Here is an 11,725-nt window from a genome sequence, read left to right on the forward strand (position 1 = left end):
GTGTCAAAACGAGAGATTTTCGACCAGGTTTCGGATATGGAAAGCCAAATTGGTGAACTGTACGAACAACTTGGCGATTTGAAAGGTAAATTAAGCAGTCTTTTAGAGGAAAAGCATCGCCTGGAAATGGAAAACCACCATTTGCGCAGCCGTTTGGAGCAGGCAGATGACGATTTTAAAGAAAATAGAGCAGTAAATGCAACCAGCAATATACCCGGTGAAGGTTATGATAACTTGGCTCGGCTATATGAAGAAGGATTTCATATTTGCAATATCCATTTTGGCACGCCAAGACAGGAAGAAGATTGTTTGTTTTGTCTGGAATTTCTTAACAAAACGAAATAATGTAAACAATAGAGACTGGGATACAACCTATATATCAACGTTAATGACGAACTATAAGTAGGGTTAGCGCTTCGGAGGCTCACCAGCCGCCCGCGGAAAGCGTAGCATCTTTCCGCAGCGGCGTCCCCCGCCTTCCTTACTGATTATAGTTCGTCTTTTCTCTAACTATAAAAACTTTTGTCCCAGCCCCTTTAATTTAATCAGATAGGATGGAAGACGGACATGGTAAAGCTTTACGACGATGAGCGAATTGATTATTTGCTGGCGGAAGACACAATGCATATCATCCAGAGTCCGGGGGTGTTCGCTTTTTCGCTTGATGCCGTTTTACTTGCTCATTTTGCCTATGTGCCAATCAGAAAAGGGCGCATTCTTGATTTATGTACGGGCAATGGCGTGGTGCCTCTGTTGCTATCGCGCCGGACGAATGCATCGATTACAGGCGTTGAAATACAGGAAAGGCTTGCTGATATGGCTGCGCGCAGCGTGGAATTGAATGAATTGGCGAATCGCTTAACGATGATTCATGGGGATTTAAAGGAAATGAAGGCACACCTTGGGCACAGTTCGTTTGATGTTGTCACATGCAATCCGCCATATTTTCCGACGCCGGCTGCCACAGAACATAACGCAAACAATCATTTAACAATTGCGCGGCACGAAGTTTATACGACACTTGAAGATGTGGTTAAAGCATGTAAGCTGCATGTAAGGCCGGGCGGGAAAGTTTCCATGGTTCATCGTCCGGGAAGGCTTGTTGATATCATTACATTATTCCGCCAATATAAGATTGAGCCAAAGCGCCTGCAGTTCGTATATCCTAAACGTGGGCGGGAATCCAATATGCTTTTGATTGAAGGCACAAGAGATGGTAATGCTGATTTAACGATTTTGCCGCCGCTTTATATTTACAATGCGGATAATACTTATACGACTGAAGCAGAGGAGATTATTTATGGAAAACGATGAACATGTTGTTTATATTTTAAAATGTGCGGACGATACGCTATATACCGGCTATACAAATGATTTGGAAAACCGTATTAAGATGCATGAAGAGGGAAAAGGTGCCAAGTACACACGCGGCCGGGGCCCATTTAAAATTGTCTTCAGAGAAAATTTTTCAACGAAGGAAGAGGCGATGCGCCGGGAGCATGAGATTAAACAGCTGACACGCAAAGGCAAGGCCCAACTTATCCGGGACAAGTTGAAAGAAGTGATGGACTTTGAAAATTCAAAAGAGCTTTAGCGATCAAAAAGCGAGTACAGTTTATGTTGTGCCCACACCCATTGGAAACCTGGAGGACATAACGTTCCGCGCCTTGAGGACATTAAAGGAAGTTTCTGTTATCGCGGCGGAAGATACACGAAACACAAAAAAATTGCTCAGCCATTTTGAAATTTCAACGCCTCTTATCAGTTACCATGAGCATAATAAAGAAAATCGCACCCGACAATTGCTCGAGCGCCTGGGACAGGACGAGTCGATTGCGGTTGTCAGTGACGCGGGCATGCCCGGTGTATCAGATCCCGGCTATGAATTAGTACAAGGAGCAATCGACTCTGAATACCCGGTCGTGGTTTTGCCCGGAGCCAATGCCGCGTTATGTGCACTTGTAGGCTCTGGTCTCTCCACGGATGAATTTTTGTTTTACGGTTTTTTGCCGCGGAAGAAAAAAGATAAAGAAGCTGCATTGGAGCGATTGAAATACAGTCAGGCGACCCTGCTATTTTATGAATCGCCATTTAGAGTGAAGGATACGCTGAAAATGCTCAAGAACCATCTTGGCAATCGCCGTATGACAGCAGCGCGGGAGCTGACGAAAAAATTTGAGGAATATGTCCGCGGTACAGCAGAAGAGCTTACGACCTGGGCAGAATCCACGGATTTAAAAGGCGAGTTTTGTCTGGTCGTAGAAGGCGCCTCCCCGTCTGAGGCGCAGGAGAATGATTTGTGGTGGAGCAGTCTTTCAATCGTTGATCACGTTGATTATTATATAAACAAAGAAGAACTTTCGAGTAAAGAGGCTGTCAAACGCGTAACAGAGGAGCGCCAAATGGCCAAACGCGATGTCTATCAAGCCTACCACATTGATCAGAAAAAACAGTAACATGCTTTCAAAAGCAGTTACTTCACAAAACCCATAAACTGCGAACTAGTTAGTGCCCCGTCCACCGCTTCGGAAATACACGCCGCTTTCCGCGGGCGGCTGGTGAGCCTCCTCATGCTTCGCATTGCGGGGTCTCACCTATGCCTTTGCTCCCGCAGGAGTCGGCGTGTATTTCCTTCGCTGACAATTGCTCACTGAAGTTTAATATGTTTTATAATCAGTGATGGAACTTACACACTTGTATCAGCAGCTGGGATATGCGAGACTCCTGTGGGACAGCTAACCAAAGCGACCCCGCAGTGAGTGGTTTTTGCCCACAAGGAGGCTCGTGGTGAGCCCACGGAAAGCGAGTATATTCCAGCTGCGTCGCTAGAGAGGCAAATGAAATTTTCACTGTGTCGCAGTTTCCATCAATTATAAAGGTTCAGGGACAACCAAAAAGACGGCTGACGTTGGAATACCAAAGCGTCAGCCGTCTTTCGCACTTTCAGTGGTTTTCTTCCGCATGTAAAGGACACTAACCCGCCAAACAACGGCGGCTAACTGTCCTTAAATGCCCGATTCTGTTCGGGCCTGCACGATGCAGGTCACAAAGGCGTTGCAACAAGATGTTGCGAACTTAGCCTTTGTTCCTCTTAATCAGCGAAGGAAAGCACTTCACTGATTGAAGATTCACTTTATACAACATTCTGGTTATTTGTGTAATCGTGATTGCAGTTCTTCAATGAGCTTTTCTGCTCCATCAGGGCTTAGCGTTATTCTTCCGTCTGCCAATGAGAAATTTTCATCTGATATCTCACCGGTTATTTGACACATCATACTAGGTGTATGTTTTTTCAATACAACCTTGTCATCATCAATGTAAATCTCCAACTCATCTTTCACGTTGATGTCAAGTGTCCGACGCAGTTCGATTGGAAGAACAACCCGCCCTAATTCGTCAACCTTTCGCACAATCCCGGTTGATTTCATCTCTTCATTCTCCCCTCTTAGGCTTAGATACGCAACTGCTATAAAAAGTTTTTCGCCATGTTTCGACACTTACTTATGGAATATAGTACCAACCATCTATAAGCGTGTCAACAAATTTATGCAATAAAATAGAAATAAATTCGAAAATTAACTTAACTAAACAAATGCTGCATTTTTTGATAAAATAACGTCTGTCAGAAATGTTTTAAATTAATGCCATATAATATGTGAAAAAAGCTTGTGATTGGAAAAGCTGTTAAAAAGCGCTACAATAGAACTCATCCCGCATGTAATGGACAATAACCTGCCAGAAGACGGTGGGCTAACTGTCCCTAAATGTCCGATTCTGTTTATCTAACAATCAGTGGGGAAGAACGCCCCACTGATTGAAGATTCACTTTATCCCGCATGTAATGGACAGTAACCCGCCAGAAGACGGCGGTAACTGTCCCTAAATGTCCGATTCTGTTCATCTAACAATCAGTGAAGAAACCCACTTCACTGATTGAAGATTCACTTTATGAAATTAGGAGGTAAGTAAGCTGATGCCAAACGATAAGAAAACATTCTATATAACTACACCAATTTACTATCCGAGCGGCAACTTGCATATCGGGCATGCATACTCGACAGTTGCCGGTGATGCAATGGCGCGTTACAAACGTTTACGCGGATATGATGTCATGTACCTGACTGGAACCGATGAACATGGCCAAAAAATCCAGCGTAAAGCAAACGATAAGGGAATGGAGCCGCAAGCGTACGTGGACGATATTGTCAGCGGAATTCAGGACCTTTGGAAAAAATTAAAAATAACCAACGATGACTTTATCCGAACAACTGAAGACCGTCATAAAACGATTGTTGCAAAAATATTTGACCAGCTTGTTCAGCAAGGTGATATTTACCTTGATGAGTATGAAGGCTGGTATTGTACATCGTGCGAATCTTTTTTCACCGAACGCCAGCTTGATGACGGCCACTGTCCGGATTGCGGGGCCGAAGTTGAGAAAGTGAAGGAAGCGTCATATTTCTTCAAAATGAGCAAGTATGTGGACCAGCTTTTAGCATTTTATGAGGAGAATCCGCAATTTATCCAGCCGGAAACACGTAAAAATGAAATGCTGAATAATTTCATTAAACCCGGACTGGAAGACTTGGCAGTTTCCCGCACGACATTTGACTGGGGAATAAAAGTGCCCGGTGATCCGAAACACGTCATTTATGTCTGGATCGATGCGTTGTCGAATTATATTACAGCATTGGGCTACGGCAGTGACGATGACACACTCTATCAAAAATATTGGCCGGCCGATGTTCATCTCATGAGCAAGGAAATCGTTCGTTTCCATACAATTTACTGGCCGATTATGCTGATGGCGTTGGACCTGCCGCTGCCAAAGAAGGTATTTTCTCATGGATGGATTTTAATGAAAGACGGCAAAATGTCCAAGTCAAAAGGAAATGTTGTTGATCCGGTGCAATTGACCGATGTATACGGTCTTGATGCACTGCGCTATTATTTGCTGCGTGAAGTCCCGTTCGGTTCGGATGGCGTATTTACACCGGAAGGGTTTGTTGAACGTACCAATTATGATTTAGCAAATGACCTTGGTAATTTATTGAACCGGACGATTGCTATGATCAGCAAATATTTCAATGGCGAGATGCCCGTTTATCGAAAAGCTGAGACTGAAATAGAAGAATCACTTGAACAGCTCCAGCAGGACACCATTCAGCGGGTGGAAGAAGCAATGGAGAATATGCAATTTTCAGTAGCACTCTCTTCATTATGGCAGCTGATCAGTCGTACCAATAAATATATAGATGAAACGGAACCGTGGAAACTGGCCAAGGATGAAGCAAGCCAGGAACGGCTCGGTAACGTGATGGCACATCTTGCTGAATCCTTAAGGAAAATAGCGATTATGCTGCAGCCATTCCTGACCGAGGCACCTGAAGAGATCTTCGCCCAGCTAGGTGTTAAAGACGAAACGCTGAAAGAATGGGACAGTGCCCGGGAAGATGGTCGAATAGAAGCGGGGACTGCCGTCCAGAAGGGGCAGCCGATCTTCCCGCGTCTTGATGTCGATAAAGAAGTTCAGGCGATTAAAGCCATGATGCAAAAATCATCTCAAGCGGGAAATACTGAAGAAACGCAAGCCCCGGAGCAAAAAGACGAAATTGCAATTGATGACTTTATGAAACTTGATATGCGGGTTGCTGAAGTTCTGAAAGCAGAACCAGTGAAAGGTGCCGATAAATTGCTGAAGCTGCAAGTGGATACCGGCCGTGATAAACGACAAATTGTGTCCGGCATTGCGGAACACTATAAACCTGAACAACTCGTTGGCAAAAAAGTTATCTGCATTACGAATCTCAAACCGGTAAAACTCCGTGGAGAAATGTCAGAAGGAATGATTCTCTCCGGAGAAGATTCAGACGGCAAGCTCGCCCTGGCTTCCGTTGAGCAAACGCTGCCAAATGGTTCGGTCGTAAAATAAATAAATAGTATGAAAAGGAAAAGGGTCAGCTCCAGCCGAGTTTGGCCTTTTCCTATGAAAGGAAGCGTGCTGTATGTTATTTGATACCCATGTACACTTAAATGCGGACCAATTTTTGGAGGATCGGGAGGAAACGATTCAGCGTGCATTCGACACGGGCGTAAAATACATGGTCGTTGTCGGATTTGATCGAAAGACAATTCCGCTCGCGATTGAAATTGCTGAGCAATATGACACGATCTATGCTGCTGTCGGCTGGCACCCGGTTGACGCAGTCGATATGACCGAGGACGATCTGACTTGGATTGAGGAATTGGCGTCACATCCGAAAGTAGTGGCAATTGGTGAAATGGGCTTGGACTATCATTGGGATAAATCGCCAAAAGATAGTCAAAAAGACGTATTCCGTAAACAAATTGCTTTAGCGAAGAAAGTCAACATGCCGATTATTATCCATAACCGTGAGGCAACAGAGGATATTCTGCAGCTGCTGCAGGAGGAAAACGCAAAAGAAATCGGCGGGATTATGCATTGTTACAATGATTCCGCTGAATATGTCCAGACAATATTGGACATGAACTTTTACGTTTCACTCGGCGGTCCGGTCACGTTTAAAAATGCGACTTTACCAAAAGATACTGCAGTTGAAGTGCCGCTTGATCGCCTATTGGTTGAGACGGATGCCCCCTTTTTGGCACCTCACCCGAACCGCGGCAAACGCAACGAGCCGTCTTACGTAAAACTCGTAGCTGAGAAGATTGCTGAACTGCGCGGCATGTCTTTCGAGGAACTTAGCCGAATTACAACAGAAAATGCATTGACCTTTTTTAATATCGGCAAAAAATGATAAAAAACATTACTGAAGAGCCTGGCGGGACAGCCAGGCTTTTTGTGTGCCGTAATATTTAAAGATTTCAATTTTAATTGATCGTAACAATTCTGATGCAACAACGCTTTTAAAGGGTTCTGAAATACAATGGTTATTTTTTGTAATTCAATTGTAAACAACTCGTAAACGAAATTAAGTTGTAATCACATATGACTGTTATTATAATCAAAGGCGCAGTGAAAGGAGGCAAAATAGCATGAAAATTTTTTCAAAGCTATTGCCAAACTCAACCCGGAATTGGATTCTAACCGGCGTTGGTCTGCTGGCACTGATTGTTTTCACCGGTTTTATCATCGTGGAAACAACCAAGGCAGAAGTGGTCGTAAAGGACAATGGAGAAAAAGAAACCATCCAGACCCACGCAGAAACTGTAAAAGAACTGCTTGATGAAACAGGGATCACCTACTCTCAACATGATGAATTATCTCATAACATAGACGCACCAATTGAAGACGGAATGAATATTACATACAAAGAAGCGCAGAAGGTTACGGTTGTCGTGGATGATGAGGAAACGGACTATTATACAACACGTGATAACCTCCAGGAATTTCTGAATGAAAAAGACATCAGTGTTTCGAAACATGATGAAACGTCCCATGAAAAGGATGCGACAATCAGCGATGGAATGGAATTCACAGTTGATAAGGCATTTCAAGTAACCATTAATAACGGTGGGGAAAAAGAAAAAGCCTGGACAACTGGAGGCACCGTGGGAGAACTTCTGGAAGAAAATAATATCACCATTGATGATGATGACAAGTTGAAACCCGCAAAGAAGAAAGCAGTGTCCAAGGATAACCCGATAACGGTTACACGTGTCGAAAAAGAAACGGATGTCGTGAAGGAAAAAGTTGATTTCCAAGTAGAGGAACGTGAAGACAGCAGCCTGGAAAAAGGGAAAAAGAAAGTCATATCCGAAGGCCGGGAAGGTGTCGTTGTAAAGGAATATAAGATAACAAAAGAAAACGGTGAACAAGTGAGCCGTGATTTGATTGATGAAGAAGTGGAACAGGAAAGTAAAAACCGTGTCGTCGCAATCGGAACGAAAGAAAAAAAGCAGGAAGCAAGTCTGCGGACAGTCTCCAGTGAGAAAAGCAACAGTCAACGTAACGACAATAGTAAGGAGAGCAGCAATTCAGGCGGCAACGTGATGCACATGAATGCCACTGCTTATACGGTCGACTGTGTTGGTTGTAACGGCAGCGGGGTTACAGCAACCGGCATCAACTTACGGGAGAATTCGAAAGTTGTATCAGTCGACCCAAATGTTATCCCACTGGGTTCCAGAGTCTGGGTTGAAGGATACGGGGAAGCTGTCGCCGGCGATACGGGCGGCGATATAAAAGGAAACCGGATTGATCTTCACTTTAAGTCAAAAAGCCAGGCTTTAAATTTCGGTCGAAAAACAGTAAAAGTTAAGATCCTTAATTAAGGCGAGTTGCATCAAGGCGTATGCGTTAAAAATAGTGCTTTGATTAGCTGATGATAAAATGCTCCTGCCATGATATAGTGGTAGGAGCATTATTATATTTCGCTGAATGAAGCCCGTATGTGAGAAGGGGAATGATTTTGAAGGTAAAGGAAGTTATTGTTGTAGAGGGACGCGATGACACAGCTAAAATAAATCAGACTGTTGATGCGGATACTATTGAGACGAATGGGTCAGCTGTTGGTAAGTCCGTTATAGAACAGGTCAGGCATGCACAGGCTAAACGTGGTGTTATTATTTTTACTGATCCGGATTACCCCGGCAGCCGCATTCGGCATATTATTGATCAAGCCGTCCCGGGGTGCAAACATGCATTTTTGCCGCGTGATGAGGCGTTGGCGAAAAACCCCGATCATAAAAGTCTTGGTATTGAACACGCTTCTGCTCAAGCGATTAAACACGCGCTTCAGGGCGTTTATTCGTTGTCTGATGAATCCTATTATGAGATTGAACGAGAAGACCTGATTGCGGCAGGCCTGATAGGCGGTGCAAATTCACGTACACGGCGTGAGCGCCTCGGTGAACTGCTGCAAATTGGGCATACAAACGGCAAGCAGCTGCTGAAACGGCTGACGATGTTTCAAATTACTCGAAACCAGTTTGAGGAAGCTATGAGCCAGGTTCTGCAGGAGGAAAATAATGACTGCTAAATGGATTGCAACCCCTAATCGAACAAGGGAGATACTTGATACGTACAACATCTTTTTTAAGAAAAGCCTCGGCCAGAATTTCATTATTGATGTTAATATCCTGAATAATATTATTCAAAAAGCCGGCATTGATAAAAACGCCGGTGTCATTGAAATAGGGCCCGGAATCGGTGGCCTCACCGAACAATTGGCTGTCAATGCAGATAAAGTGCTGGCATATGAAATCGACCAGCGGCTGCTCCCGGTGCTGGAAAATACGCTGAGAGCTTATGAAAATATTCGCATTGTTCATCAGGATATTCTGGAAGCAAATGTGAACGAAATGGTAAAGCAGTTTTTCTCATACGAACAGCCGATTCATGTCGTTGCTAACCTTCCGTACTACATAACGACCCCAATATTAATGAAATTGCTGCGGGAAAGTTTGCCGGTAAATAGTTTTACAGTTATGATTCAAAAAGAGGTAGCAGATCGAATGGCAGCTGAGCCAAATAGTAAAACGTATGGATCCCTGTCGATAGCTGTGCAATATTATACCGAGGCAAACGTCGTTATGCACGTGCCAAAAACGGTCTTTATGCCGCCCCCCAATGTTGATTCAGGCGTGCTGAAATTAACACGGCGACAGAAACCCCCTGTTCAGGTTGATGACGAAGATTATTTCTTTAGCATTGTCCAGGCTTGTTTTGCGCAGAGACGTAAAACATTGCGGAATAATCTCAAACAGCATTTTAAAACCGCGGATAAAGTGAAGATATCCGAGGCATTGGACAAAGCCGGTATTGATGGTGCCAGACGTGGTGAGTCTTTGACAATGCAAGAATTAGCGGTTTTGGCTAACACATTTTATCAGCTATATAAATAAACGTTCGGCATTCGCTATATTTCTGCGGATGCTTTTTAATTTATTACTTAAATAAGCACTTCTTAGGCACAGTCACTCAGCTGTTTGCATAGCCTATCGTTAGAGATATATTAATTCCTGACATAGGCTGTGGGGTGGCGTTATGAGCTTTTCACCAGGTGAGCGTGTCACACGAAAATCACACAATCATGATTTACTGTTTCGCATCTCATCCATTACAGGCGATACAGCAATATTGCACGGGGAAGATATTCGTCTTGCGGCAGATGCTCCTTTGGATGATTTGGTCCATGTTAAAGCAAAAGACTTAGCGAAGCGCAAAGCGAAAGAGAAAGAACAAGTGGAGTTTTCTTATCGATTGTTCAGCCAGGATTACCGACTTATGAAGGAAAAGCGTGAGTATGAAACGGGTGATGGCTACCAGCATACAGCTGGTTATTTTCAATTGCCGTTAAGAGTTCTGCACGTCGATGGTGATCAAACATACCTCCGAAAATGTATGGAATTGTATCGAAGAGTTGGTCTGCAAGTTCAAGGTGTCCATATGCTGGAAAAAGAAATGCCTGATAAAATCGGAGAACTAGTCGATAAAATAAACCCGCATATTATCATTATCACAGGTCATGACGCTTTCTCCAGAAATAAAGGTTCGAAAGACGATCTCAGGGCTTACCGCCATTCAAAATATTTCATTGAGACTGTGGAAATTATCCGACAAAAGAATCCGCGGCTTGATGAATTGGTTATATTTGCCGGCGCCTGTCAATCTCATTTTGAATCGCTTATTCGTGCAGGGGCAAATTTCGCCAGCTCACCTTCCCGGATTAACATTCACGCCTTGGATCCGGTTTACATTGCGGCCAGAGTTGCTTATACGCCATTTATGGAAAAAATCGGCATATGGGAGGCGCTTCGTAATACACTGACTGGAGAGAAGGGTTTGGGCGGTGTTGAAACAAAGGGGCTTCTGCGAGTGGGTATGCCGCATACCCCTGAAGATGAGGATGATAATGATCAGTTAACATAAATTTGGCTGACTTTTACTATCGCCCGCATCTCTGTAGATCGGGCGATTAGAATGGTGATTTGCATCGGGTTTTTAGTGATGGTACTCAGCACATACATATTTTGTTAACAATTCGCCATAATATAAAAAGCCAACCAAAATATTAATGTTGACATTAAAAAAGCTATGCTGTTATAATATAGAGTTTTATTTGACTATTATACAAGCATGTGCTATTATGGAATGTGAGTGAGGTGGAGTATAGTGGCGAAAACATTAGTCGAAATTAAGCAAGGTCTTGAATGTCACGTTGGCCAGCGGTTGCGGCTGCGAGCTAATGGAGGCAGAAGAAAAACAATTGAACGTTGTGGTATATTGGCAGAAACCTATCCCTCTGTCTTTATTGTTGAACTGGATCAGGACGAAAATGCATTCGAACGTGTTTCTTACAGCTACGCCGATGTGCTGACCGAGACAGTGGAGTTAAGTTTTCAGGATGAACAAGCAATGATAGCCGAGCAGTAAACACGCGTTTGCTGCTTTTTCGTTCAGGTTGTTTTTACAGTTTGAGAAAATGCTGAAATAATATGCAAGCCCTCCCTGCCTATAAAAAATTTCCTTTTCTGTATACTTATTACGGGTGTTTATTTGATGATTAGGCAAATACTATAAGTGTCGTAACCACTCTTAAAGGAAAGGGGATATTTCTTCATGAGCAGACGCAGCGGTGCAATGTCGAATCATTTGAAAGAAGAAATTGCTAAAGAGTTAGGGTTTTACGACACGGTTCAAAAGGAAGGCTGGGGCGGTATCAAGGCAAAGGATGCCGGTAACATGGTGAAACGGGCAATAGAAATGGCTGAGCAAAATATGAAGTAACGTGAGGGCGAA

Annotated in this window: 13 protein-coding genes; 12 read left to right on the forward strand and 1 reads right to left on the reverse strand. The window is 43.7% G+C overall.

Annotation, left to right across the window (positions count from 1 at the left end; genetic code table 11):
• The 4 genes from yabA (at position 1) to rsmI (ending at position 2,456) form a co-directional block, all read left to right on the forward strand.
• A complete protein-coding gene (yabA, locus tag BMZ22_RS05910) occupies positions 1-345 on the forward strand; it encodes a DNA replication initiation control protein YabA (RefSeq protein ID WP_090083018.1) in 345 nt (114 codons plus the stop codon).
• Positions 346-567: 222 nt separating this feature from the next.
• Positions 568-1,314, forward strand: coding sequence for a tRNA1(Val) (adenine(37)-N6)-methyltransferase (locus BMZ22_RS05915; RefSeq protein WP_090083021.1), 747 nt, complete (start codon positions 568-570; stop codon positions 1,312-1,314).
• Positions 1,301-1,594, forward strand: coding sequence for a GIY-YIG nuclease family protein (locus BMZ22_RS05920; RefSeq protein WP_090083024.1), 294 nt, complete (start codon positions 1,301-1,303; stop codon positions 1,592-1,594). The genes BMZ22_RS05915 and BMZ22_RS05920 overlap by 14 nt, the downstream gene beginning before the upstream one ends.
• Positions 1,572-2,456, forward strand: coding sequence for a 16S rRNA (cytidine(1402)-2'-O)-methyltransferase (gene rsmI / locus BMZ22_RS05925; RefSeq protein ID WP_090083026.1), 885 nt, complete (start codon positions 1,572-1,574; stop codon positions 2,454-2,456). The genes BMZ22_RS05920 and rsmI overlap by 23 nt, the downstream gene beginning before the upstream one ends.
• Before the next feature lie 693 nt (positions 2,457-3,149).
• Here the strand turns inward: rsmI and BMZ22_RS05930 are convergent.
• On the reverse strand, positions 3,150-3,428 hold the full coding sequence (locus tag BMZ22_RS05930; protein ID WP_090083029.1) for an AbrB/MazE/SpoVT family DNA-binding domain-containing protein: 279 nt from the start codon (positions 3,426-3,428) through the stop codon (positions 3,150-3,152).
• A gap of 545 nt (positions 3,429-3,973) precedes the next feature.
• On the opposite strand from BMZ22_RS05930, the gene metG reads away from it, so the two are divergent.
• The 8 genes from metG (at position 3,974) to BMZ22_RS05970 (ending at position 11,713) form a co-directional block, all read left to right on the forward strand.
• Positions 3,974-5,932 (forward strand): methionine--tRNA ligase, encoded by a 1,959-nt coding sequence (gene metG / locus BMZ22_RS05935; RefSeq protein WP_090083032.1) that lies wholly within the window; start codon positions 3,974-3,976, stop codon positions 5,930-5,932.
• Between the two features lie 73 nt (positions 5,933-6,005).
• Positions 6,006-6,779: a TatD family hydrolase gene (locus BMZ22_RS05940; protein WP_090083034.1), complete on the forward strand. Its 774-nt coding sequence runs from the start codon at positions 6,006-6,008 to the stop codon at positions 6,777-6,779.
• A 238-nt stretch (positions 6,780-7,017) separates the two neighbouring features.
• Complete coding sequence (locus BMZ22_RS05945) at positions 7,018-8,256, forward strand: resuscitation-promoting factor (RefSeq protein WP_090083037.1); 1,239 nt, start codon at positions 7,018-7,020, stop codon at positions 8,254-8,256.
• A 137-nt stretch (positions 8,257-8,393) separates the two neighbouring features.
• Entirely contained in the window at positions 8,394-8,963 is a 570-nt protein-coding gene (gene rnmV, locus BMZ22_RS05950) for a ribonuclease M5 (protein ID WP_090083040.1), read from the forward strand.
• Positions 8,953-9,828 carry a 16S rRNA (adenine(1518)-N(6)/adenine(1519)-N(6))-dimethyltransferase RsmA gene (gene rsmA / locus BMZ22_RS05955; protein ID WP_090083043.1) on the forward strand — a complete coding sequence of 292 codons (876 nt, stop codon included), beginning with the start codon at positions 8,953-8,955 and terminating at the stop codon, positions 9,826-9,828. The genes rnmV and rsmA overlap by 11 nt, the downstream gene beginning before the upstream one ends.
• 142 nt (positions 9,829-9,970) lie before the next feature.
• Positions 9,971-10,855, forward strand: coding sequence for a sporulation peptidase YabG (yabG, locus tag BMZ22_RS05960; RefSeq protein ID WP_090083046.1), 885 nt, complete (start codon positions 9,971-9,973; stop codon positions 10,853-10,855).
• Positions 10,856-11,098: 243 nt separating this feature from the next.
• The gene (gene veg / locus BMZ22_RS05965) at positions 11,099-11,359 is read left to right on the forward strand and encodes a biofilm formation stimulator Veg (protein ID WP_090083048.1); all 261 of its coding nucleotides are present in this window, start codon (positions 11,099-11,101) and stop codon (positions 11,357-11,359) included.
• Positions 11,360-11,545: 186 nt separating this feature from the next.
• Entirely contained in the window at positions 11,546-11,713 is a 168-nt protein-coding gene (locus BMZ22_RS05970; RefSeq protein ID WP_090083051.1) for a small, acid-soluble spore protein, alpha/beta type, read from the forward strand.
• Positions 11,714-11,725: the final 12 nt, after the last annotated feature.

The organism is Lentibacillus persicus, from assembly GCF_900112705.1.
Lineage (GTDB): Bacteria > Bacillota > Bacilli > Bacillales > Amphibacillaceae > Lentibacillus > Lentibacillus persicus.